Raw genomic sequence first — 23,310 nt, 5'->3', positions numbered from 1 at the left:
CAGCTCAGTGTAGCGCTAACCCTGCCAACGTTCCCGGTCGGCTGTCTCCCCGTCGCCGAAATCGAACTCGTCGATAAGGCCGCGGCGCGCCTGGGACGCGCGCTTGCGCTCCGATGCGGACGCGCGCGTGGTGTCGTAGAGTCGGGCGTCCTGGCCACGTCCCGCCATGGTTGGGTCGCCCGCTCGCGATGGCTCCCAATCAAACGAGATCTCGCCGATGGTGACGGTGTCTCCCTCCTTCGCGCCGATCTTACGCAGTTGGTCTTCCACGCCGGCCTTGTTCAGGCGGTCCGAGAGGTAGCCGACCGCCTCGTCGTTTTCGAAGTCGGTCTGGCGAATCCAGCGCTCTGCTTTCTCGCCAGTGACCAGCCAGCCGCCCGGCCACATCGGGTCAGGAACAACTTCGATGCCGCCCTCCTGCGCGTGCCCACGGCGCCGTGGCGCAACCGCCTTCGGTCGCAGCACCTCCGTAGGAGTTGCCTTCTCGGCTTTCACGCGTCGCTTCCTGGCACGCTCCACGATCTTCCACAGCGCCCACTTCAGCGGGTCAAGGCCCTCGCGGGTCGCGGTGGAGATCATGTATACATCCCAGCCGAACTTTTCCTTGATGTCGTCTTCCAAGAACTCGGCGAGCTCCCGGGCCTCCGGCACGTCCATCTTGTTCAGCACGACGATGCGAGGGCGCTCACGCAGGTCACCGAGGCCAGAGTCCAGGTCAAGCTGGTCGGCGTAGGAGTCAAGCTCGTGCTCGAGCGCTTCAATGTCAGAGATCGGATCGCGCCCCGGCTCCATCGTGGCTACGTCCACAATGTGCGCGAGCACCGCGGTGCGCTCGATGTGGCGCAGGAAGTCCAGACCCAGGCCCTTACCCTGGCTCGCGCCAGGGATCAGGCCGGGCACGTCCGCGATAGTGTACGTATCATCGCCGACGTTGACCACGCCAAGGTTCGGAGCGAGCGTCGTAAAGGGGTAATCCGCGATCTTCGGCTTCGCGGCCGAGAGCACCGAAATCAGCGAGGACTTCCCCGCCGACGGGAACCCCACCAGCCCCACATCCGCCATGGACTTCAGCTCGAGGATCAAATCGTGCGCTTCGCCAGGCTCACCCTTGAGTGCGAAGCCCGGGGCCTTTCGCTTCGCAGTGGCAAGAGCCGCGTTGCCCAACCCACCGAAGCCGCCTTCAGCCGCAAGGAAACGGGTGCCCGGCACCGTCAAGTCGGCGAGGATTTCGCCATCCTCACTACGCACAACGGTTCCGACTGGGACCTCCAAGATAAGGTCCTCTCCGCGGGCGCCGTTTCGGTGATCGCCCTCCCCATTGCCGCCGCGCTTCGCCTTGACGTGCGGGCGGTACTGGAAGTCCAACAGCGTGTGCACCTGGTTGGACACCTCCAGCACAATGTCACCACCGTGGCCGCCGTTGCCGCCATCCGGGCCACCGAGGGGTTTGAATTTTTCGCGGTGGACAGAGACACAGCCATGTCCGCCGTCACCGGCCTGGAGGTGCAGCACCGCGCGGTCAACAAATTGGGCCATTAGTTCCGCCTTCCTTGCAAAAGAGTTCTAGTAGTGGAGGGTACCGGGTTGTGGGAAAGAAAAACACCGCGCACCCGGTCGGGGTGTGCGGTGTTTCAAGTATTGCTACGGGCTACGCAGTTTCCTGTGCGACGCCAGCTGCCTCTGCAGCCTCGAGCACCTCTGCCGAAACGCCCTCGCCGTCCGCTGGGACGATGTTGACGATGCGACGGTTGCGCTTAATGCCGAACTGGACTGCGCCCGCTGCAAGTGCGAACAGCGTGTCGTCGCCACCGCGGCCGACGTTGTCGCCTGGGTGGAACTTGGTGCCGCGCTGACGAACGATGATCTCGCCAGCCTTTACCTGCTGACCACCGAAACGCTTCACACCGAGGCGCTTCGACTCTGAGTCACGACCGTTCGTGGAGCTGGATGCACCCTTCTTGTGTGCCATGTCTGAATCTCCTTAGATGGAAGTCTTACTTGATACCAGTGATCCTGATGGTTGTCTGTGGCTGGCGGTGGCCCTGGCGGACCTTGTAGCCAGTCTTGTTCTTGTACTTCAGAATGTCGACCTTCTTGCCTTTGCCGTGCTCGACAATCTCAGCCTCAACAGAAACCTTGGACAAAGCATCAGGGCCTGCGGTGACATCCGCGCCATCGACGAGCAGAACCGGGGTGAGGGCAACCTTGTCGCCCGCTTCACCCTCGATCTTCTCGACCTTGACGAGGTCGCCTTCGGCAACCTTGTACTGCTTGCCGCCAGTCTTGACGATCGCGTACATAGAGGGTTACCCCTTATCTAAACTCGTTGTGTCTCCCCGCATGCTCAGAAGACAGTTGGTACAGTTCTCTAGCGCTTTGTGGCCTTTCGCGTTCCACCGTGCCTGCATGCATAAACGGCGCGGCTTCACAGCCCAAAACAGCGACTGTCAAATACTACACAGAAGCGGGTGCGATTATCAAACCGCACCCCTCTGTCCCTCTATTTGGAAGAGGTTCGGCGTGTCGCGCGTCGCCGCCTGCGCCGCGCACTCGCCTTCGACTCCTGTTTCTTCGTCGCAGGCTTGGTTGCCTTCTGCTTCGTTTCCTTCGCCTTCGGTTGCTCCTGCTGCTGCGGCTGGGACGTCTTGCGCACTGCGCGCCGACGCCCGCGCCGGCGAGGAGACTCCGTCACCTTCACCTTCGGCTGCTCTTGCGCTTCCTCGCGTGGAGCTTCCTTCGCAGGTTCCTTAACGTGCTCCTGGCGTTCAAAGTCTTCACGCTTTGGCTTGTGGTCCGAACGGGAGTTACCGCGGGTCGCTCGCTTCCGGCGCGGGGAGCGCTCGAAGGCGTCGACGGCATCCTCGTACGTCTGCTCAGGCTTGCCCTTCTCCTGAGCCTGCTCCTGCGGCTTGTCCTGTGGCTTGTCCTGTTCCTGCGCGCGCCCGCGCCCGCGACCCGTGCCTCGACGCCCACGGCGGCGCGAACCAGACTCGCGCTTGGAGGATTCACCTACTGTAGGCGGCTTCGGCTCGTCGTTGTCTTCGTGTGCTTCATTATCTTCGGAAACAACCGAGCCGACCAGCTCGTCGATAGCCTTTTCGTCCAGCTTGCTGCGGCGCTTCTCCTCCGCCTTCTTGTTGGAACGCTCGCCATTCGACTTCCCACGACGCTTGCCGCGGCCACCGCGGTGCTGCAGGTCGTCCTCCTCCGGGTTGTACGTCGCGTGCTCAACAGGCTCCTCGGTAATGATCACACCGCGGCCACCACAGCACTCGCACGGCTTGGAGTAGGTCTCAAGCAGGCCGTCGCCGAGCTTCTTGCGAGTCAGCTGCACCAGGCCGAGCGAGGTGACCTCGGAGACCTGGTGGCGGGAGCGGTCGCGGCCCAGCGTTTCCTTCAGGCGACGCAGCACCAGCTCCTTGTTTTCATCCAGGATCATGTCAATGAAGTCGATGACCACCATGCCGCCGATGTCGCGCAGGCGCAGCTGGCGGACGACTTCCTCCGCGGCCTCCAAATTGTTCGCGGTGACCGTCTCCTCGAGGTTGCCGCCGGAGCCAGTGAATTTGCCGGTGTTGACGTCAATCACCGTCATGGCCTCGGTGCGCTCAATAACGAGCGTGCCGCCCGACGGCAGCCACACCACGCGGGCAAGCGCCTTCTGCACCTGCTCGTCGATGCGGTGCTCCGCAAAGGCGTCGGCACCGTCGTGTTCGGAGCGGTCAAACTTGGTTACGCGGTCCAACAGGTCAGGCGCGACGGACTGCAGGTAAGCGTGCGCAATGTTGTAGGACTTCTTACCGTCAATGATCAGCTCAGAGAAGTCCTCGTTGAAGACGTCGCGGACGACGCGGACGATCAGGCGCGGCTCTTCGTAGAGCAGCACCGGGCGCGAGCCCTTCCCGTTCTTCGCGGCTTCTGCCTTTTCCTGCACCATTTCCCACTGTTTGTGCAGGCGCTGGACGTCCTCAGCAATCGCTTCCTTCGACATGCCCTCGGCAGCCGTACGAATAATCGCCCCACCCTTGCCAGGCACAACCTCGTTGAGGATGCCCTTGAGGCGCTTGCGTTCGGTGACGGGCAGCTTGCGGGAGATTCCGGCGTTACGGCCACCCGGCACGTACACGAGGAAACGTCCGGCCAGCGAAATATGCGTTGTCAGGCGAGCACCCTTGTGCCCGTTAATATCCTTCGAGACCTGCACCATCACCTGGTCGCCGGACTTCAGCGCGTGCTCAATCCTGCGCTTCTTCCCGCCAAGCTTCGCAGCCTTCCAGTCAACCTCGCTGGCGTAAAGCACCGCGTTGCGCCCGGTTCCGATGTCGATGAACGCCGCCTCCATGCCCGGCAGCACGTTCTGGACACGGCCCATGTAAATGTTGCCGATGATCGACGCATTATCGTCCGTGGACACAAAGTGCTCCGCGAGCAGCCCGTCTTCCAGGACCGCTACCTGCGTGATGCGGCCTGGGCCGTCGTTGCGGTCGCGCTCGCGCACCACCATCGTGCGGTGCACCGACTCGCGCCGCGCGAGGAATTCCGCCTCAGAAACAATGCGGGAGCGCTGGCGCTCCGCTTCTCGACGCTCACTCCGCCGACGACGCTGCGCCTCCAGACGGGCGGAACCGCTGATCCCCTTCGGCTCGTCAATAACCTCGACCTTAGGCTCTTCCTCCTTGGGCTCCTCAGCCTCACTCTTCGGTGCGGCATCCTCATCCGCTTCCTTCGGTTCGGAGGTGCGCACTGCTCGGCGGCGCTTTGGACGCGTCGGCGCCTTGAAGATCGGCGCGTATTCGACCGTTGCTTCCTCTTCAGGTTCGGGCTCCGGCTCTTGTGCAGACTCCGGTTCAGGCTCTGGTGTTGGTTCAGGCTCCGACTCCGGCTCGTCGGCGACTTCGAATGTGGCGTCGACTTTCTCCTCGATCTGGTGGATCTCGTTTTCTACGTCCTTGCGCACCCGCTCGCGGATCTTTTCGTCGCTACTGTCTTTCGACTTCTTCGCCTCAGCTTCATCCGCGGGCTGCTGCAGCGCATCGATGACCTTCTCGGCTTCCTCCCGAGTAACCGAGGACTGCGCAACCTTTGTAATTCCCAACTCAGTCAGCGCGACGACAACGTCCTTCGACGCCACCCCCAACGCCTTCGCGAGCTGGAACACCCGCATTTTGTCTTTCAGGGTTGATCGATCAAAGTCCTGAATTTCGGTATGAGATTTTTTCGCCACGTACGTGCTCCTATATTTTTGCATCTGCAAGCTGCGTCAACCGGGCGCGAAGCCGTTGCCGCTGCCACACGGCTGACACACGTTCCTACAGAAAGTTGTAAAAAGCTTGCCCCCATTGTGGCACACGACGCCGACTGCGCCTATTTCAGCGTCGCCGCCAACACAACAAAAGCGCCCACCCTGCCATGTACAGCAGGATGGGCGGTTGAAGCGTGGTTCTTACTTATTCGGGAACCAGATTGCGATCTCGCGCTCGGCGGACTCTGGGGAGTCGGAACCGTGGACGACGTTCTCGCCAACGGTCAGGGCGAAGTCGCCGCGGATGGTACCAGGGGTTGCCTTGGCAACCGGGTCGGTGCCGCCGGCGAGCTGACGCCAAGCCTCGATAGCGCGCTCGCCCTCGACGATACCTGCTACCAGCGGAGCAGAGGTGATGAAGTCAACGAGTTCACCGAAGAACGGCTTGTCCTTGTGCTCTGCGTAGTGCTTCTCTGCGGTCTCACGGTCTGCGGTGCGCAGGTCCATCTCGACCAGCTTGAGGCCCTTACGCTCAATGCGGGAGATGATCTCTCCGACGTGGCCGTTTGCAACGCCGTCTGGCTTAATCAAAATCAGTGTACGTTCAGTCATGTCTCCCTACCCTACTAAACAACAACCACCGGGTGCGAACATCTTGATGTGGGGGTGATTAAAGTTTGCTCCATGACATATGAGAGTCCCCTGCCGCCAATTCCGGACGTCGGCACGCGAGCGCGCTCCATCACCGATCTGCTCTTCGGCAACCTCGGCGAGCATGCGTCGGCGCCGGCGCTCACGGAAGTCGAGACGGGGCGCAGCGTGACCTATGCGCAGCTTCACCAGGAGGTGCTGGCGCTCGCCGCCACGTTGCGCCACCGCGGCATCGGTCCCGGGGATTGCGTCGCGGTGCAGCTGCCCAACGGCATCGATTTCGCAGTCACTTTCCTCGCGTTGGTGCAGGTGGGGGCGTCGGCAAGCTTGTTGGGGACGAGTCTCACTGCTGCCGAACGTGACCACCTCTGCGCGCTCGCCGAGGCCAAAGTTCTTCTCGACGCCCCCATCGCCCCCACCGAACCTGCCGAGCACAGGGCCTCCCCAGCCGGGCCGGAAGATATCGCCGCGGTTGCCTTTTCCTCCGGTACCACCGGTTTGCCGAAGGCCGTCGAGCTGACGCACCGCAACCTGTGCGCGAACATGCTGCAGTTTTCGGCCGCGCTGCGCGCAAGCGGCATCGGCGCGGGCACCTCGACACTGGCGCCGCTGCCGTTCGCCCACATCTACGGGCTGAACACGCTGCTGCTGTCGTCGCTCTACGCGCGCCACCATATTCACACGATGGCAGGCTTCGACCTGGGAGCGTTTATTGAGGCGCAGCGAAGCCACCATATTGAGCTGGGCTTTATTGCCCCGCCGATCGCGCTCGCACTCTCACGACACTCTGAGGCGACCGCGGAGGCGTTCGCGGACTCCCGGTTCATGGTGTGCGGCGCCGCCCCGCTGGACGATGCGTTGGCGGACAGCGTTGAGCAGCGGCTCGGCACGGTGATCCTGCAGGGCTACGGCACCACGGAGACGTCCCCGGTGACCCACGTAGGCATTGCCGGGAGGTCGAAGCCGGGCTCGATTGGGTTCGCGGTGCCGAATACGCAGTTCCGCATCGTCGACCTTCGCGACGGCCACGACGTCGCCCCCGGCGAGCCCGGTGAGATGCTCATCCGGGGCCCGCAAGTGATGCGGGGCTATCGCAACGACCCGGAGGCAACTCGGGCGACGATCAGTGGTGGGTGGCTGCACACGGGGGATATCGTCACGCTGGCTGAGGACGGCACCGTCTACATCGTCGACCGGGCGAAAGAAGTAATTAAGTACAAGGGCTTCCACGTCGCCCCCGCCGAGCTTGAGGCACTGCTACGCACCCACCCCGCGGTTGCCGACGCCGCCGTCGTCCGCCATATCGTGCGCACTCACGGGGTCGACTGCGAAGTCCCGCGCGCCTGCATCGTCGTCGCCGACGGCACTACGCTGAGCCGCGAGGAAATCATGGAGTGGGTCGCCGAGCGGGTGGCCGGATACAAAAAGATCCGTGAAGTCACCTTCACGGATCACATCCCCCGCAACGCGGCGGGGAAGATTCTGCGGCGCGAACTCTAGTCGGCGTCCAGGTGCTGCGTGGTCAGGTAGCCGCCACGCATGCGCTGCACAATGTCGGAGCGCAGCTTCACGATGAAGAACCACACCAGGCCGAACATCAGGCCAACCACCGTGACCGACCAGTGCACGAAGAACCCAAAGATGAGCGGCACCTGCAGGGCCAAGTTAATCCACATCGCGCCCGGCACCTTCTGCGCGAACGCCATCACCGCGTGGGCGACGCCGATGACCACGATGTACACCCAGTTGAACGTGGTCCAGTAGGCGCCACCGTCGACTTTAAGAATCACGAGCAGGATGAGCAGCACGGTGATCGATTCCATGATCAGCGTGCCGGAGAGCACCCCGCGCAGTCCTGCGATTGGGTCCTTGACCGGCTCGTGCCCGAGCCCGAGCGGGCTGATCGGCGGTTGGCGTTTTTCTCTGCTCACTCTGGGTCCTTTCCAAACATGGTGCGGGCCTCCCCCGCGGTCACGACGGAGCCGGTGATGATCACACCGGAGCCGGACTGCACGCCGACTTCTGCAAGGGCGTCCTCGGCAAGCTCAACGGCCAGCTCGTAGGCGGACGGCAGGTGCGGCTGCACGTGCACGCGCTCATCGCCGAAGATGGAGCGGGCGATCTCGGCAAGGTCTTCGGCCTCCATCGCGCGTGGCGAGGAGTTCTGCGTAATCACGACTTCCGTGAGCGCCGGTTCTAGCGCCTGGAAAATGCCAGCGGCGTCCTTGTCACCGAGGATGCCCAGCACGCCGATGAGTCGGGTGAAGTCGAAGTCGTGCTGCAGTGCCTCCGCGAGGGCGGTTGCGCCGTGTGGGTTGTGGGTGGCGTCGATAAACGTGGTGGGTGTGGCGCGCACTCGCTCGAGCCTGCCCGGAGAGCGGACCGCCGTAAAGCCTTCCCGCACCGCCTCAATGTTGAGCGGGTGCTCGGCGTGTGCACCGTGGAATGCCTCGACCGCCGCGAGCGCGACGGCCGCGTTGCGGGCCTGGTGTGGGCCGGACAGCGGCAGGAAGATGTCGTCGTAGCTGCCGGCGAGCCCGCGCAGCCGTAGCTGCTGGCCTCCGACGGCCACCCCGGCTTCCTCAACGCCGAACTCGGAGCCGAGGCGCGCGACGGCGCTACCGACCTGGACGGTCTGCTCCAGCACCACACGCATGGCCTCCGGCTGCTGGTCGGCGATGACCGTGACGGAGTCCGGATTTGTGATGATGCCGGCCTTCTCTCCCGCGATCTGCTCGATCGTATCGCCGAGGTACTGCGTGTGGTCGATGCCGATCGGCATGATCACGTTGACGTCCGCGTCGATCACGTTGGTTGCGTCCCAGCGGCCACCCATGCCGACTTCCACCACGGCGATGTCCACCGGGGCGTCGGCAAACGCGGCGTAGGCGATGCACACCATGGCTTCAAAGAAGCTCAGCGGCTGGCCGAAGTGGTCGTCAGCCATCGCGAGGTACGGCTTGATCTCCTCGTAGATGCGCACAAAGTCCGCGGGGTGGATTGGTTGGCCGTCGATCCCGATGCGCTCGGTGATCAACTGCAGATGCGGGCTCGTCGTGCGCCCCACCCGGTGCCCGAGGCTGCGCAGCAGCGACTCGATCATTCGGGTTGTCGACGTCTTCCCGTTCGTCCCCGCGACGTGAATCGCTTTGAATGAACGCTGCGGGGAGCCCAGCAGATCCATGACGTACTCGACGCGCTCCAGCGTCGGGTCAATTTGCGTTTCGCCCCAGCGTTCCTCGAGCTGCTGCTGGACCTCACGCAATGCCGCGAGGTCCTCAGGCGTGACCTCGCGCGCGACGACGTCTTCCGTCTCCTCCGCCTGCGGCGCGCCCAGGTTCAGGCGCAGCCCGGACTCCTCGACAGAGATATCGAACTGCTCGGGTAGCTCCGGAAGCTCCGGCAGGTCAGCATTGTCGGCCATCTACGCCTCCGGCAGCTGCGCCAGGCGCGCCGTCACACGTGCGAACTCTTCCTTCGCAACCTGCTGGCGCACCTTGATCTTCTCAACGACCTGCTCCGGCGCGTTCGCCAGGAACTGCTCGTTGCCGAGCTGACGGCCAGTGGTATCGAGCTCCTTCTCCGCCGCCGCGAGTTCCTTCTCCAGGCGCTTGCGCTCGGCCGCAACGTCGACGGTGCCGGAGGTGTCCAGCGCCACGTCGAGCGTCGCCTGGCTCAGGCGCATCTCAATGCTTGCCGACGCCGCAAAGCCCTCAGCAGGCGTCTCCACCCGCGCGATATCGCGGATAACGTTTTCCAGCCCAGCCAGGTCCGCCTTGGCAAAGTCAAGCTTCGCCGGCACCTTCTGGTTCGGCTTCACACCCTGGTCAGCGCGGAAACGACGCAGCTCGGTAATCAGCTTGATCGCATCCTGGATCCTGCGGCGCGCCACATCATCCGTTTCGACGCCACCATTGGTGTCCTCCGCAGTCGGCCAAGGCGCCTGCGTCACCGAAGGCTGCTGCGTCAACGCGGTCCACAGGACCTCGGTGATGAACGGCATCGTCGGGTGCAGCAGGCGCAGCACCACGTCGAGCACGCGGCCGAGCACGATCTGCGTGTTACGGCCCTGCGCAGTCTCGCCCTCGCGCGGGATCTGGGTCTTTGCGATCTCCAGGTACCAGTCACACAGCTCATCCCACGCGAAGTGGTAGAGATCCTCGTTCGCCTTCGCGAACTGGTAGTCGTCCAAGTAGGCGTCGACCTTCGCGCGGACTTCTTCCGCGCGGTCCAGGATCCAGCGGTCGGCGTCCGTCAGCTCCTCGCGGGCCGGCAGCGGACCAACCGCTGCGCCGTTCATCAGAGCGAAGCGGGTCGCGTTGTACAGCTTGGTGGCGAAGTTACGCGCGGACGTGGCGTTGTCCTCACCGATCGGCAAGTCCACGCCCGGGTTCGCGCCGCGCGCAAGGGCGAAGCGCAGCGCGTCAGCGCCGTAGCGCTCGACCCAATCCATCGGGTCGATGCCGTTGCCCAGGGACTTCGACATCTTGCGCCCCTTCTCGTCGCGCACCAGGCCGTGCAGGTACAGGTCCGTGAACGGGATGATCGGGCGGCCGTCAACCCCCTCGCCGAGGATCTCAGGGGTGTTCTTTCCAGCAAAGGTGCCGAACATCATCATGCGGGCAACCCAGAAGAACAAAATGTCATACGCGGTGACCAACACGGACGTCGGGTAGAACTTCTCCAGATCCGGCGTCTTCTCAGGCCAGCCGAGCGTCGAGAACGGCCACAGCGCAGAGGAGAACCAGGTATCCAACACGTCCGGGTCCTGGGTGTAGCCAGCCGGCGGCTCCTCGTCAGGGCCGACGCAGACCACTTCGTCATTCGGTCCGTACCAGATCGGGATGCGGTGGCCCCACCACAGCTGGCGCGAAATCGTCCAGTCATGCATGTTGTCCACCCAGTCGAAGTAGCGCTTCTCCATCGATGCCGGGTGAATCTTCGTATCGCCGTTGCGGATCGCATCGCCGGACATCTTCGCCAGCTCTTCAACCTTGACGAACCACTGCAGGCTCAGGCGTGGCTCAATCGGTTCACCGGAGCGCTCCGAGTGGCCCACCGAGTGCACGTACGGGCGCACCTCCTTGACGATGCGCCCTTGCTCCGCCAGCGCCTCACGCACCGCGACGCGAGCCTCTTCGCGGCTCATGCCGTCGAACTTGGTGCCGGTGTCGGCGATGTGGCCGGTCTCGTCCATGATGATCGGCATGTCCAGGTTGTGGCGCAGGCCCATCTCGTAGTCGTTCGGGTCGTGTGCAGGCGTGATCTTCACCGCGCCGGTGCCCAGTTCCATATCGACGTAATCGTCGGCGATCACCTGAATCTTCAGGTCATCGCGGAACGGGTGGTCGAACTCCTGGCCAACCAGGTCCGTGTAGCGCTCGTCGTCTGGGTGGACGGCAATGGCGACGTCGCCCAGCATGGTCTCAACACGGGTCGTGGCAACGACCAGGTGTGGCTCGTCGTCGTTGAGCGAGCCGTAACGGATGGAGACGAACTCGCCCTCAACGTCCTTATAAACGACCTCAATGTCGGACACCGCGGTCTCCAGCACCGGCGACCAGTTCACCAGTCGGTAGTCGCGGTAGATCATTCCGGCGTCGTACAGCTGCTTAAAGATCGTCTGCACTGCGCGCGAGAGGCCGTCGTCAAGCGTGAAGCGCTCGCGCGACCAATCCACGGAGTCACCGATAGCCCGCATCTGCGTGGTGATGGTGCCGCCGTACTGGTGCTTCCACTCCCATACCTTGTCCACGAACTCTTCGCGGCCATAGTCGTAGCGGTCCTTGCCCTCCTCGGCCTTCAGCTTCGCCTCGACCTTCGTCTGCGTAGCGATGCCCGCGTGGTCCATGCCCGGCAACCACAACACCTCGTAGCCCTGCATGCGTTTGCGGCGCACCATAACATCAATGAGCGTGTGGTCCAGGGCGTGGCCCATGTGCAGCTGGCCCGTCACATTCGGCGGGGGCAGCACCACAGAATAAGCAGGCTTGTCCGAGGAAGCGTCGGCGGTGAAGTATCCCTTCTCCACCCAGCCCTCGTACAAAGCCTGCTCGTGTTCGCCGGGCTCCCAAGACTTCGGGAGCGCATCGGCTCGGTTCTTGCCTACCAAATGTTCAGTCGCGTCAGTCACGGTTGACTATCTTAGCCATCAACCTCCGGTAGGCGCGACCGGTTAGAAAAGCTTGGACGCAATCTCCCACTCGCCGCGCATCGCTTCGACGTTCTTGTCGATGCGCTCGCGCTGGAAGTCGCTGATCTCCAGCCCCTCGACGACCTCCCACTTGCCATCGCGGCCAATCACCGGGAAGCCGAAAAGCAACCCCTCCTCGACACCGTACTGGCCGGTGGAAGGCAGCGCTGCCGTCGTCCACTTGCCGTCGGTGCCGTTGACCCAGTCACGCATGTGGTCAACTGCCGCCGAAGCAGCCGAGGCCGCCGAGGACTTACCGCGAACCTCGATGATTTCGCCACCGCGCTTGGCAACGCGCGGGATGAACTCGTCGACGTACCAATCGCGGTCCAGCTTGTCGGCAATCTTCTCGCCGCCGACCTCAGCGAAGGTCACATCCGGGAACTGAGTATCCGAGTGGTTGCCCCACACCACCATCTTTTCAATTGTCGACGACGGCACCTCCAGCTTCTGGCCCAGCATGGACAGTGCGCGATTCTGGTCCAGTCGCATCAAGGCATTGAAGCGCTCGGCAGGGACATCCGCCGCGGCCTTCGCAGCGATGCGCGCGTTGGTGTTCGCCGGGTTGCCCACGACAAGCACCCGGATATCGTCCGCAGCGCCAGCGTTGATGGCCTTACCCTGCTCGACGAAGATCTTGCCGTTCGCGGTAAGCATGTCCGCGCGGGACTCACCCTTACCGCGTGGCTTCGCGCCAACCAGGAACGCGGCGTTCGCACCCTCGAAGGCCTTGAACTGGTCATCGGATACGTTGATGCCAGTCACGAGCGGGAAGGCAGAGTCGTGCAGCTCCATCGCGGTACCTTCCGCCGCGCGGACCGCTGCTGGGATCTCAAGCAGCGTCAGCTCAACTGGCTGATCCGCACCGAAGACGTCGCCGGAGGCAATACGCCACAGCAGGGAGTACGCAATGTTGCCTGCTGCGCCGGTGACAACGACTTTAACGGGAGTGGAAGAATGGTGTGACATAGAAAAACCTCGGGTCAATAGAGTGCGGTACCTGACATTCAAAGTATAGGTAGTACAACCGACACACTACCCCCGAAATCGTGCATACCCTCCCCCCTTTAGGCCTAAAAGGCATAGTAAGGCAAACAAATTCCCGTTTTACACGGTGCAAATTCTCAAATGGGGGCATCATAGAGAAAAGTAGATGTCACCAATGAGCCAACATTCACGCATGCGTAGTAATTCAGGAGCGGATACAACGATGGATTTCCCCACCGACCCCACCTCGGCGAGTATCAAAGCACCTGAACCAGATATCAACGCAGAAATCGACAGTGTTGTTGACATCGCCCTCGACATGTTCGCCCGCGGTGGCTTCTCCCAAACAAAGCTGGGTGCCATCGCGAAGGAAACCGGCATGTCGAAGAGGATGATCCATTACCACTTCAGCGACAAAAAGGGCCTCTACGCAAAAACGATCAGGCGCGCGCTCGACCGCCTGGCTCCACCCGAAGAGATCCTGCAGCGCTCCTACGCAGTCCCAGTTGACGGCATGCGCCGCTTCGTAGACAGCATGTTCCACTCCTTCCAGGACAACCCTGAGGCAGTTCAGCTGCTCATTCGTGAGCGGCTCGAGCCGGTCCTCGAGGACGCCTCGGCGGACATTGTGCACGGCCGCAGCGAGATCACGCTGCACGTCGAGCGCCTCCTGCTCGTGGGCCAGGACGCCGGCGCCTTCCGGCCGGGGATCTCCGCCGATGACGTACTCGCGCTGCTCACGGCGCTGAGCACGCTGCGGGTATCGGGCAACGCGGCGTCGATAATTACGAGCCACCTCGACCTCGACGAGCCGCGAAACGTCGAAGGGATGCGTCGCATGGTTATTGATACCGTGCTGGCGTTTTTGACATCCAACATCGCGCCCTCGGGCTACGAAAGCTACCTCGAGGCCACTCCCCTGCCGGACAGCGAAGGCACCGGCGCCAGCGACGACCTCTACGACATCTACTAGCTGCGACTCGGCAGCCTTACGCCGAGCGCTGCCCTTCCGCTTCCACGAACCGCGGCTCTGCAGCGCCCCGCACCACGTCGCCGTTGATGACAACTTCGCTGACGTTCTCGCGGTCGGGCAGGTCGTACATGATGGGCACGAGCACTTCCTCCATGATGGCGCGCAGGCCACGGGCGCCGGTGTTGCGCTCGGCAGCGCGGTCCGCGATCTCCTCGAGGGCATCATCGGTGAGCGTGAGCTGGGCGCCGTCCATCGAAAAGAGACGGCTGTACTGCTTCACCAGTGAGTTCTTCGGCTCGGTGAGTACGCGTACCATGGCGTCGCGGTCGAGGTTCTCCACGTTCGCGATGATCGGCAGGCGCCCAATGAACTCAGGGATGAGGCCGAACTTCACCAGGTCACCCGGCTGCACCTGCGCCAGCATGTTGGCTTCGTCGCGCTCCTGCTTCGAGTCGATCTCCGCCCCGAAGCCGATGCCCTTCTTGCCCACGCGCTCCGCAATCACCTTGTCCAAGCCCGCGAACGCACCGGCGACGATGAACAGGATGTTCGTCGTATCAATCTGGATGAACTCCTGGTTCGGGTGTTTGCGCCCGCCCTGCGGCGGCACGGACGCGACGGTGCCCTCCAGGATTTTCAGCAGTGCCTGCTGCACGCCTTCGCCGGACACGTCGCGGGTAATCGAGGGGTTCTCGGACTTGCGGGAGATCTTGTCTACCTCGTCGACGTAGATGATGCCGTGCTGCGCCCGGTTAACGTCGAAGTCCGCGGCCTGCAGCAACTTCAGCAAGATGTTTTCGACGTCCTCTCCGACGTACCCCGCCTCGGTGAGACTGGTGGCGTCGGCAATTGCGAATGGCACGTTGAGCATCCTGGCAAGCGACTGCGCGAGGTACGTCTTGCCGGAGCCCGTCGGCCCCAGCAGCAAAATATTCGACTTCGCGATTTCCACTTCCTCATCACGCTTGCGGTTCGTTACATTCTCCGACTCCGCTCGGATGCGTTTGTAGTGGTTGTACACCGCCACCGCGAGCGTGCGCTTCGCCGAGTCCTGCCCGATGACGTACTGGTCCAAAAACTTGGTGATCTCACTTGGCTTCGGCAGCCGATCCGCAGCCTCATCCTGCTCAGCCTGCGCCCCGCCGAGTTCTTCCTCGATGATTTCGTTGCACAGTTCGATGCACTCATCACAGATGTAGACTCCGCCACCGGCAATAAGCTTGCGAACCTGCTTCTGCGTCTTGCCGCAAAAGGAGCACTTCAACAGGTTTGAGGTGTTTTGGGATGTTGCCATAGATGCGTTGGACTCCAGCTTCTTCGTCTCGCCTAAGGGTTGACCTTAGAGCTTAGCGGGTACGTCAAACTCACACACTCTCGCACGTTGTCGCGCATCGTGGCGATCAAGGGCACAATGGAGCGCATGACGCATATACATACTGTGGAATACGGCAATAAAGACAACACCAGCACCGTGGTGCTCCTCTCCTCCATCGCGACGACGCACGAATCCTGGTCGAAGCAGATTCCTGAACTGGCGAAGCACCACCGTGTCATCGCGGTCGATCATCGCGGGCACGGCGGCTCCGACGTCGCCCAGGTGGCTCCCGGCTCCGCAACCGTGAAGCTGCTTGCGCAGGATATCTTGAGCGCGCTCAACCGTGAGGGGGTCGACCGCTTCAGCGTTGTCGGCCTCTCCCTCGGCGGCGCCATTGCGCAGTATCTTGCGGCGTACAGCGGGCGCGTGGAGAAGGCTGTCTTCGCTTGCACCGCGACTTACCTCGGTGGCAATGAGCAGTGGGACGAGCGCACGCGCATCGCACGGGAGGAAGGCATGGGCCCCATCGCCGACATGCTCATTCCTAACTGGTTCACCCCAGCATTTATCGACGCCCACCCAGGGGAAGTCGAGCGCATCCACGACATGGTCAGCGCCATCGACCCCGAGGGTTACGCCCAAAACGGCGATGCCTTGGCAAAGTGGGACTTCGCTTCCCACCTGGATCAGATCACCTGCCCAGTGCTGACCATCGCGGCCACCGGCGACGCCGGTACCGGCCCGGACAAACTGGCCGAAATCGCCGACGGCGTCGCAGGCCCCGTGGAGTCTGTGGTCATTGAGCCGGGCTCGCACCAGGTGCCCATCGAGAACCCTGCTCCGTTCAATGAAGCGCTGCTGAAGTTTTTGGGCTAAGATTTGTCGGCTACGCTAGACGCAGAAGTCTGTCAGAAAGGATCCCCTAGTGATGAACACCCGGCCCAAACTTGTGCTTGCCGCACTCTTGACGTGCACGACGCTGTTGGCCGGGTGTAACTCGTCGCCGGAGGATCGTTTGGCGGAGCCTGAGATCTCGTTCCCGGCGAAGGAGACGTCGACAAGCCCGGCGCCCGACGATGATGACGAGGACGCGACCGAGACCGAGACGTCCACCTCGACAAAGACATCCACGAGTACCTCGAAGAAGAGCTCAAGCTCTTCTAGCTCCTCGAGTTCTTCGAAAAAGTCGAGCGCTTCTGCCTCCTCTAGCGATGATGGCAGCGACGAGCCCGCGCCAGTACAGCCTGCCGAGCCCGCCCCACAGAACGGCGCGACGTGCGCGTGGCCGAAGCAGGGCCAGCAGTCAGCGAGCGACGAATACAGCACCTTCTGCGACGGCGACTGGGCCCGCACCGTGATGCCGAACGGCCAGGAGTACTTCTGGGCTTCCAACGGCAACTCTTGGGCATCCGTTGACCCCGTCGGCGAGCACGAAGGCAACGCCTGCTGGGACCGTAAGGACTTCGCCTCCGCGCCGGCCGCGGTGCGCGACGCGGTCCCGTACTGCCCTTAAGCCTGCAGCACCTCCGCTGGCGTCTTGACGACGACCGGCTTCGCGGACGGCGCACGCAGTCCTACCAGGGCGACCGCGCTCAACACGAACACGCCTGCTGCAACGATGTAGAGCCCACGTGGCCCCAGCCCGGCCTCGGCGAGGTAGCCGATGAGCAGTGGTCCGCAGACCGAACCAACTCGCCCTACAGCCAACGCCACTCCAACGCCGGTCGCCCGCAAGTGCGTCGGGTAGGACGCCGGAGTCACGGTGTACATGCCAGTAACGCACGCGTTCAGCAACATACCAACCAGTACGCCCAGTGGGAACGCCACGAACGACGCGCCCGCGGAGAAGATGAAGGCCACCAACGCGCCCGCGCCACCGATGGCGAAGGCGATGAGCAGCACGCGGGCGTCAACACGCGTGGTAATCACTCCGAAGATCAGCGAGCCGATCGTGCCGCCGAACGCGATCATGATGCCGCCGAAAATACCCTGCTGCGCGGACAGTCCCAGTTCGTTGAGCAACTTGGGCGTCCAGGAATTAGCAAAGGCAAAACCAAAGCTGATCAGCGAGAATGCAATCCAGATCCGTACAGTCGTCGACAGCCATACTGGGGAGACGATTGCGCGCAGGGCGCCCGAGGCGGAAGCCGGGGCGCTCGTCTGGGCCGGAACCACTGCTCCCCCGTGTCCAATACGGCGTGCGATACGCTCAACGCGCGCAGCGTCACCACGGCTTGCGAGCACGTCCACCGACTCCGGCAGCAACGCCGTTGCAAGCACCAGCGCCACGGCAGACAGAGCCGCGCCCACGAAGAAGATCCAGTGCCAGCCGTGGCTCTCCACAACCTTGGACGCCAGCACGCCGCACAGCGTCGCTCCAACGCCGTACCCCGACGCGTAGACCGCCATCGCCAGCCCACGGAACCGGTCGTTAGAATACTCACTGACCAGCACCGTCACGCACGCGAGCACGCCGCCCACGCCCACACCAGTGACGAAGCGCCACGCGATAAACGCCGCGGTACTCCCCGCGAAGCCCGACAGGAGCAAGCCCACGGTGTCAATCAGCAGCGCCACAAGAATCACGTTTCGACGCCCCCATCGATCCCCCGCAGGCCCAAAGACCGCCGCGCCGACACCAACGCCGAGCAGCGCCGCCGACAGCACCCAACCCAGCAGAGACGAGCCGATCGCGAACTCCTCCGCCAGGTGCGGCGCCGCAAATGCGGTTGCGACGAGGTCATAGCCGTCAAGGGCGTTCAAATAGGTAATGACGGCAATGATCAGCCACTGGTACGGGCTCATCGGCCGAGTGTTAATGGAGGTTCTAATATCCACCGCGGTCTTTCCTTTATCTTCACGTGTCGTGTTTTCGCAGATGTGTGAAGAATGTACCGCACGGTCTGTCTATTCGCGCCCTTTTATTCACGCTTTGTCAAGCACACAAAAAGACGCCACCCGGTTACCCGTGGTGGCGTCGAAAAGCGATCAGAAGTTAGCCGTTCAGCTTGCGGTAATCAAAGACCTGGTCGATGATGCCGTACTCGACAGCTTCCTGCGCGGTAAGGATCTTGTCGCGATCCGTATCAATGCGGACCTGCTCCGCAGTGCGACCGGTGTGGTGCGCGAGTGTGTCCTCCATCAGGCGACGCATGCGCTCGATCTCATTGGCCTGGATCTCGAGGTCAGAAACCTGGCCCTGGGTACCCTGCGTCGCGGGCTGGTGGATCAGCACCCGCGAGTTCGGCAGCGCAGCGCGCTTCCCCGGCGCACCTGCGGCAAGGATGACCGCCGCAGCGGACGCAGCCTGGCCGAGGCACACCGTTTGCACGTCCGGGCGGACGTACTGCATCGTGTCGTAAATCGCCATCAGCGCGGTAAACGAGCCACCCGGCGAGTTAATGTACATCGTGATGTCGCGGTCCGGGTCCTGAGACTCCAGCACCAGCAGCTGCGCCATGATGTCATTCGCGGAAGTGTCATCGACCTGGGTGCCCAGAAAGACGATGCGCTCCTCGAAAAGCTTGCCGTATGGGTCGATCTGCTTCGTGCCGAAGGAGGTCTCCTCCAAGAACTGTGGCAGCACGTAGCGGGAGGAAGGCATTTGGAAAGACATACGTAAATTCTCCTGTCTACTTAGTTGCTGATCGAGCCCTGAGCGCTCTCGATAACGTGGTCCACGATGCCGTACTCCATCGCCTCTTGGGCCGTGAACCAACGGTCACGGTCGGAATCCTTCGTAATCTGCTCGAAAGTCTGGCCGGTATGCTCAGCGATGAGCTGGGCCATCTCGCGCTTCGTCGCTGCGAACTGCTCAGCCTGAATAGCAATGTCGGCAGCAGTACCGCCAACGCCTGCGGACGGCTGGTGCATCATAATCCGAGCGTGCGGAAGCGCGTAACGCTTGCCCTTCGTGCCGCCGGAGAGCAGGAACTGCCCCATCGACGCCGCCAAGCCCATGCCGTACGTAGCAATGTCGCACGGCGAGTACTTCATCGTGTCATAAATCGCCATGCCGGCAGTCACGGAACCACCCGGGGAGTTAATGTACAGCGAAATGTCGCGAGTTGGATCCTCCGCGGACAGCAGCAAGATCTGCGCGCACAGCTTGTTCGCAATTTCGTCGTCAACCTGCTGGCCCAAGAAAATAATGCGCTCGCGCAGCAGGCGCTCATAGACAGAATCACCCAAGTTCATGCCCTGCGATGGGGATGTCATAAAAATGGCTCCTTCGTGGTTCAAACTCTTTTATGTAGCGTCAACAATGCCACCACCCTACTCCGATAGTCCACTTTGCACGGGGTTGTTCGCTGATGGCGTACACGTACGTTGTGAACCCGTAGTGAATGGCGAAACGCCCCGGCGTAGGCGCAACGCGTGCGCATCGCCGGGGCGTTTCAACTCACGATTTAGTCTTCGGAAGCCTCTGCTTCTTCCTCTTCAACCTCACCGAAGTATTCGTTCGGGTCGACGGTCTCGCCCTTGTCGTCCTTCACGGACACGCGGCAGATCGCGGTAGCGAGTGCCTTGCCGCGGCGGACGTCTGCGAAGAGGTTACCGATCTGGCCTGCCTGCTGCAGCTGCGCCACGAACTGGTTCGGGTCCATGCCGTAGGACTGCGCGGTGAACAGGATGTGGTCGGTCATCTCCTGCTGGGAAACCTCAGGCTCCTCCTGGTCAGCAACAGCGTCCAGGAACAGCTGGGTACGGACAGCGGACTCAGCCTGCTCGTGGTTCTTCTTGTCGAACTCCTCGCGGGTCATGCCCTGTGCCTCGAGGAACTGTGCGACAGCAGCCTCGTCGTGTGCCAGCTGGCCGAGCATCTGGTGGAGCATGTTGTGCTCCTGCTCCTCCACGATGGACTTCGGAAGCTCGAACTTCGTCTCCTCGAGCGCTGCCTTCAGTACCTCGTCGCGGATGTCAGCTGCCTGCTGGGTCTTCTTGTCCTCAGCGAGCTGCTCCTTGGTGGATTCACGCAGCTCCTCAGCGGTGTCGAACTCGGAGGCCATCTGAGCGAACTCGTCGTCAAAGTCAGGAAGCTTGCGCTCCTTCGACTGCTGGACGTGTACCTTGATGGTGGCTTCCTTGCCCTTGTGCTCGCCGAACTCGATCGTCGCTGTGAACTCGTTGTCCTCGCCGGTCTTCATGCCGCGCAGCGCGGTGTCGAGGCCCTTGATCAGGTCGTCCGAGCCGATCTGGTAGGTCAGGCCCTCAGTGGAAGCCTCCTCAACCTTCTCGCCGTCAACCTCAGCGTGCAGGTCGATGACTGCGAAGTCGTCGGTCTTCATCTTGCGCTTGGTGTCCTTGAGCTCGCCGAAGCGCTCGCGGAGCTGGTCGATCTCCTTGTCGACGTCCTCGTCGCTGACCTCGAGGGCCGGAACAGTGACGTCAATCTTGGAGAAGTCAGGGACAGTAATCTCTGGGCGAACGTCGACCTCAGCGGTGAACTCGACGACGTCGTTGTCCTCGATCTTGGTGATGTTGATCTCTGGCTGACCGATCGGGTTCAGGCCATTTTCCAGGACAGCCTTCTCGTAGCGGGTTGGCAGCATGTCGTTGACAACCTGCTCCAGGATCGGGCCACGGCCGAAGCGGGCGTCGATCAGCTGGCGAGGAGCCTTACCGCGACGGAAGCCAGGAATGTTGACCTGCTGCGCAATTGACTTGTACGCCTGGTCGATTTCCTTGCCGAGCTCATCGAAAGGAACGCTGACGTCCAACTTGACACGAGTCTCACTGAGCTTGTCGACGGAAGTCTTCACGGATTACTCCTGTAATTAATCGGGTAAATTGTACGGATATGTAAACAAGCCCGCTATTTCTAGCGGGCTTGTTGATGTCGGGGCGACAGGATTTGAACCTGCGACCCCCTGCTCCCAAAGCAGGTGCGCTACCAAACTGCGCCACGCCCCGCGAATGATTGCTCATTGCGACGTTGGCAACTATAACCATGCCCCAGAGCAATACGCAAATCCACAGGACAACACTACTTTTGGGCTATATTCACAGAAACAAAAACGCGGCTACACATCTCGTGCAACCGCGTCTTCCGCTTAAACATTTGGAGGGAATGACGGGAATCGAACCCGCGTCTTCAGCTTGGAAGGCTGAGGTATTAGCCACTATACGACATTCCCACTTCACCAAAAGGTGATGGGCGCAAGTGTAACCCACCGCCCACTTTGAGACAAAACCACCCGCTTAGCGTGGAACTTTCTCCCAACCACGTGCGTTGCACGTTGTAAGTACTGATAATTTGTGGCCGATCCCGAAGGAGCTTTGCCTCACTATGAACCTCATTTTGATCCTCGCTATCGTTGGCGCCGCGGTGTACCTGATAAAGAGCCGCCAGAATGGCGCGACCAACCAGCGCGAACAGCTCCAGTTCGAGGACGCGATTGCGGACGCACGCCGCTGGACAGAGCGACTTGGCTCCCAAGTCCTTACTATTTCCGGCACCGACGCCGCTTCGACCCAGGCGATGGCCGACGCCTCTGAACGCTACAACGCAGCAAGTGGCGCGCTGGGCCAGGCGACCACACCGAAGCAGGCCATGCTCGCTCGCGAATCTGCCCTGGAGGGGCTGCACTATGTCAACGCAGCGCGCGAAATCATGGGCATGCCCGCGGGCCCAGAGCTTCCGGAACTGGAAGGCCAGCGTCGCGCGGGCCGGGTGACCGAGGAGCGAACGATCCGCCAGGAAGACGGCACCACCGTCACCGCATCCCCGTACGCTTCTGAGCGCACCCCAAACTACTACCCTGGCGGCGTTGTCGCCGGCCGTCCAGTACCGGCCGGCTGGTACTCCACCGCCTGGTGGGCTCCAGCGATGATGACTGGCATGTGGGCTGCGAGCTCGATGATGTTCTACTCCGCGATGTTCGCAGGCATGGCCGGCACGCCATCGCCTGAGGCCTTCGCAGCGGGTGACTTCGGGGACGCCGGCGCAGGCGACTTCGGCGATATGGGAGATGCTGGAGACATCGGCGATGCCGGGGAGATGGGCGATATGGGCGACGTCGGCGGCGAGGGCCTGTTCGGTGACGGCGGCCTCTTTGGGGATGGCGGTGGCTTCGACTTCGGGGGATTTGACTTTTAGTCCAGGCCAGTGCGCTAGAATGCCTACCGTTTAGCACCCCACCGTATAAGGAGCGTTTCGTGAACATTGCAGTGTTGCTCAAGGAAGTCCCGGATACGTACGGCGACCGCGACCTGAATCTGGAAACCGGCCTGACCGATCGCTCTGGTGATGTCGTCGCTGACGAGGTCTGCGAACGCGCCGTCGAAGCCGCGATGCGACTCAAGGAGGCCCGCGGCGACGAGGAAACCATCGTCGACCTCATTACGGTAGGGCCAGAAACAGCGCATGCCAGCGTGCGCAAGGGCATTGCGATGGGCGCGGATGATGCCTACATCATTGCCGACGACGCGCTCCTCGGCGCGGACGTGACGCTGACGGCAGAAGTGCTCGCGGCGGCACTGCGCAACAAGGACTACGACCTGGTTGTGCTCGGTACCGCGTCCTCTGACGGCGGTGGCGGCGTCATGGGTGGGCTGCTCGCAGAGATGCTCGGCTGGCCCGCCATCGCCAACGCGACCGAGGTCACGCTCAGCAACGACACGTTGACCGCGACGCAGGTCAGCGATCACGCCACGCTCACCCTGGAGGCGCAGCTCCCGGCGCTGGTCGCGGTCTCGGACGAGTACCCTGATGCCCGCTTCCCAAACTTCAAGGGTCTGATGGCGGCAAAGAAGAAGGAACTGCACACGCTGACGCTGGCGGAGCTCGGTGTCGACGCGGAGGATTTCGCACGGCCGCGGGCGATCATGGTGGACGTCGAAAAGCGTCCTGCGCGTGAGCGCGGCGAGATCATTGACTACGGCCCGAACGCTGTGGGCCAGCTGGTCGACTTCCTTGCAGAGAAGCACTACATCTAACCCGCCGAACG

Annotated in this window: 20 protein-coding genes and 2 tRNA genes; 6 read left to right on the top strand and 16 right to left on the bottom strand. The window is 62.3% G+C overall.

The window, feature by feature from the left end; all coding sequences use genetic code 11:
• Positions 1-15: 15 nt before the first annotated feature.
• The 5 genes from obgE to ndk all read right to left on the bottom strand — a co-directional run bounded on the left by obgE (position 16) and on the right by ndk (position 5,854).
• Complete coding sequence (gene obgE, locus JMN37_RS06115) at positions 16-1,536, bottom strand: GTPase ObgE (RefSeq protein WP_070975222.1); 1,521 nt, start codon at positions 1,534-1,536, stop codon at positions 16-18.
• 112 nt (positions 1,537-1,648) lie between these two features.
• Positions 1,649-1,969, bottom strand: a complete 321-nt coding sequence (rpmA, locus tag JMN37_RS06110; protein WP_070975223.1) for a 50S ribosomal protein L27 — start codon at positions 1,967-1,969, stop codon at positions 1,649-1,651.
• Positions 1,970-1,994: 25 nt separating this feature from the next.
• The gene (gene rplU / locus JMN37_RS06105; protein WP_071573552.1) at positions 1,995-2,300 is read right to left on the bottom strand and encodes a 50S ribosomal protein L21; all 306 of its coding nucleotides are present in this window, start codon (positions 2,298-2,300) and stop codon (positions 1,995-1,997) included.
• A gap of 200 nt (positions 2,301-2,500) precedes the next feature.
• Positions 2,501-5,164 (bottom strand): translation initiation factor IF-2 N-terminal domain-containing protein, encoded by a 2,664-nt coding sequence (locus tag JMN37_RS06100; RefSeq protein WP_256472777.1) that lies wholly within the window; start codon positions 5,162-5,164, stop codon positions 2,501-2,503.
• Between the two features lie 279 nt (positions 5,165-5,443).
• The gene (gene ndk, locus JMN37_RS06095; protein ID WP_070478404.1) at positions 5,444-5,854 is read right to left on the bottom strand and encodes a nucleoside-diphosphate kinase; all 411 of its coding nucleotides are present in this window, start codon (positions 5,852-5,854) and stop codon (positions 5,444-5,446) included.
• Positions 5,855-5,926: 72 nt separating this feature from the next.
• Here ndk and JMN37_RS06090 point away from each other — a divergent pair, with 72 nt between their 5' ends.
• Positions 5,927-7,393: an AMP-binding protein gene (locus JMN37_RS06090; protein ID WP_071573554.1), complete on the top strand. Its 1,467-nt coding sequence runs from the start codon at positions 5,927-5,929 to the stop codon at positions 7,391-7,393.
• Here JMN37_RS06090 and JMN37_RS06085 read toward each other — a convergent pair.
• Genes JMN37_RS06085 through JMN37_RS06070 form a run of 4 tightly spaced genes read right to left on the bottom strand, consistent with a single transcriptional unit; the run spans position 7,390 to position 13,055 of the window.
• A complete protein-coding gene (locus JMN37_RS06085) occupies positions 7,390-7,824 on the bottom strand; it encodes a DUF4233 domain-containing protein (protein ID WP_070975226.1) in 435 nt (144 codons plus the stop codon). The genes JMN37_RS06090 and JMN37_RS06085 overlap by 4 nt on opposite strands.
• Positions 7,821-9,317 carry a bifunctional tetrahydrofolate synthase/dihydrofolate synthase gene (gene folC, locus JMN37_RS06080; RefSeq protein WP_071573555.1) on the bottom strand — a complete coding sequence of 499 codons (1,497 nt, stop codon included), beginning with the start codon at positions 9,315-9,317 and terminating at the stop codon, positions 7,821-7,823. Before folC ends, JMN37_RS06085 begins: the two co-directional genes overlap by 4 nt.
• A complete protein-coding gene (locus JMN37_RS06075) occupies positions 9,318-12,026 on the bottom strand; it encodes a valine--tRNA ligase (protein WP_070975228.1) in 2,709 nt (902 codons plus the stop codon).
• A gap of 42 nt (positions 12,027-12,068) precedes the next feature.
• Complete coding sequence (locus JMN37_RS06070) at positions 12,069-13,055, bottom strand: malate dehydrogenase (RefSeq protein ID WP_070362033.1); 987 nt, start codon at positions 13,053-13,055, stop codon at positions 12,069-12,071.
• 193 nt (positions 13,056-13,248) lie between these two features.
• On the opposite strand from JMN37_RS06070, the gene JMN37_RS06065 reads away from it, so the two are divergent.
• Complete coding sequence (locus tag JMN37_RS06065) at positions 13,249-14,046, top strand: TetR/AcrR family transcriptional regulator (RefSeq protein ID WP_252931360.1); 798 nt, start codon at positions 13,249-13,251, stop codon at positions 14,044-14,046.
• 16 nt (positions 14,047-14,062) lie between these two features.
• On the opposite strand, the gene clpX is transcribed toward JMN37_RS06065, so the two are convergent.
• Positions 14,063-15,340 (bottom strand): ATP-dependent Clp protease ATP-binding subunit ClpX, encoded by a 1,278-nt coding sequence (gene clpX / locus JMN37_RS06060; RefSeq protein ID WP_252931359.1) that lies wholly within the window; start codon positions 15,338-15,340, stop codon positions 14,063-14,065.
• Positions 15,341-15,427: 87 nt separating this feature from the next.
• On the opposite strand from clpX, the gene JMN37_RS06055 reads away from it, so the two are divergent.
• Both JMN37_RS06055 and JMN37_RS06050 read left to right on the top strand, forming a co-directional pair.
• Positions 15,428-16,237 carry an alpha/beta fold hydrolase gene (locus JMN37_RS06055; protein ID WP_252931358.1) on the top strand — a complete coding sequence of 270 codons (810 nt, stop codon included), beginning with the start codon at positions 15,428-15,430 and terminating at the stop codon, positions 16,235-16,237.
• Positions 16,238-16,286: 49 nt separating this feature from the next.
• Positions 16,287-16,874 (top strand): hypothetical protein, encoded by a 588-nt coding sequence (locus JMN37_RS06050; RefSeq protein ID WP_252931357.1) that lies wholly within the window; start codon positions 16,287-16,289, stop codon positions 16,872-16,874.
• Here the strand turns inward: JMN37_RS06050 and JMN37_RS06045 are convergent.
• The 6 genes from JMN37_RS06045 to JMN37_RS06020 form a co-directional block, all read right to left on the bottom strand.
• Complete coding sequence (locus tag JMN37_RS06045) at positions 16,871-18,199, bottom strand: MFS transporter (RefSeq protein ID WP_252931356.1); 1,329 nt, start codon at positions 18,197-18,199, stop codon at positions 16,871-16,873. The genes JMN37_RS06050 and JMN37_RS06045 overlap by 4 nt on opposite strands.
• A 157-nt stretch (positions 18,200-18,356) precedes the next feature.
• Entirely contained in the window at positions 18,357-18,977 is a 621-nt protein-coding gene (locus tag JMN37_RS06040) for an ATP-dependent Clp protease proteolytic subunit (RefSeq protein ID WP_070362028.1), read from the bottom strand.
• A 20-nt stretch (positions 18,978-18,997) separates the two neighbouring features.
• Positions 18,998-19,579, bottom strand: coding sequence for an ATP-dependent Clp protease proteolytic subunit (locus tag JMN37_RS06035; RefSeq protein WP_070362027.1), 582 nt, complete (start codon positions 19,577-19,579; stop codon positions 18,998-19,000).
• A gap of 191 nt (positions 19,580-19,770) precedes the next feature.
• Entirely contained in the window at positions 19,771-21,123 is a 1,353-nt protein-coding gene (gene tig / locus JMN37_RS06030; protein ID WP_071573559.1) for a trigger factor, read from the bottom strand.
• Between the two features lie 77 nt (positions 21,124-21,200).
• Positions 21,201-21,274 (bottom strand) — tRNA-Pro (locus tag JMN37_RS06025).
• A 149-nt stretch (positions 21,275-21,423) separates the two neighbouring features.
• Positions 21,424-21,498: transfer RNA gene (locus JMN37_RS06020), tRNA-Gly, on the bottom strand.
• A gap of 152 nt (positions 21,499-21,650) precedes the next feature.
• Between JMN37_RS06020 and JMN37_RS06015 the strand changes: the two genes are divergently transcribed.
• Together JMN37_RS06015 and JMN37_RS06010 are read left to right on the top strand one after the other, a co-directional pair.
• Positions 21,651-22,460, top strand: coding sequence for a hypothetical protein (locus JMN37_RS06015; RefSeq protein ID WP_071573560.1), 810 nt, complete (start codon positions 21,651-21,653; stop codon positions 22,458-22,460).
• Between the two features lie 59 nt (positions 22,461-22,519).
• A complete protein-coding gene (locus JMN37_RS06010) occupies positions 22,520-23,299 on the top strand; it encodes an electron transfer flavoprotein subunit beta/FixA family protein (protein ID WP_071573561.1) in 780 nt (259 codons plus the stop codon).
• The last annotated feature ends 11 nt before the right edge of the window (positions 23,300-23,310 follow it).

Source organism: Corynebacterium lipophilum, from assembly GCF_024102595.1.
GTDB classification, from domain to species: domain Bacteria; phylum Actinomycetota; class Actinomycetes; order Mycobacteriales; family Mycobacteriaceae; genus Corynebacterium; species Corynebacterium pseudogenitalium.
Note: the sequence above shows the minus strand (reverse complement) of the source record. Positions and strands in the feature narration are given on the sequence as shown.

Bases quoted from the DNA above. Each gene is read 5' to 3' on its own strand.
- JMN37_RS06015 (WP_071573560.1), top strand. From the start codon at position 21,651: ATGAACCTCATTTTGATCCTCGCTATCGTTGGCGCCGCGGTGTACCTG.
- JMN37_RS06040 (WP_070362028.1), bottom strand. From the start codon at position 18,977: ATGTCTTTCCAAATGCCTTCCTCCCGCTACGTGCTGCCACAGTTCTTG.
- JMN37_RS06090 (WP_071573554.1), top strand. From the start codon at position 5,927: ATGACATATGAGAGTCCCCTGCCGCCAATTCCGGACGTCGGCACGCGA.
- folC (WP_071573555.1), bottom strand. From the start codon at position 9,317: ATGGCCGACAATGCTGACCTGCCGGAGCTTCCGGAGCTACCCGAGCAG.
- ndk (WP_070478404.1), bottom strand. From the start codon at position 5,854: ATGACTGAACGTACACTGATTTTGATTAAGCCAGACGGCGTTGCAAAC.
- JMN37_RS06065 (WP_252931360.1), top strand. From the start codon at position 13,249: ATGAGCCAACATTCACGCATGCGTAGTAATTCAGGAGCGGATACAACG.
- rpmA (WP_070975223.1), bottom strand. From the start codon at position 1,969: ATGGCACACAAGAAGGGTGCATCCAGCTCCACGAACGGTCGTGACTCA.
- JMN37_RS06070 (WP_070362033.1), bottom strand. From the start codon at position 13,055: ATGTCACACCATTCTTCCACTCCCGTTAAAGTCGTTGTCACCGGCGCA.
- obgE (WP_070975222.1), bottom strand. From the start codon at position 1,536: ATGGCCCAATTTGTTGACCGCGCGGTGCTGCACCTCCAGGCCGGTGAC.
- rplU (WP_071573552.1), bottom strand. From the start codon at position 2,300: ATGTACGCGATCGTCAAGACTGGCGGCAAGCAGTACAAGGTTGCCGAA.
- JMN37_RS06035 (WP_070362027.1), bottom strand. From the start codon at position 19,579: ATGACATCCCCATCGCAGGGCATGAACTTGGGTGATTCTGTCTATGAG.
- clpX (WP_252931359.1), bottom strand. From the start codon at position 15,340: ATGGCAACATCCCAAAACACCTCAAACCTGTTGAAGTGCTCCTTTTGC.
- JMN37_RS06100 (WP_256472777.1), bottom strand. From the start codon at position 5,164: ATGCGGGTGTTCCAGCTCGCGAAGGCGTTGGGGGTGGCGTCGAAGGAC.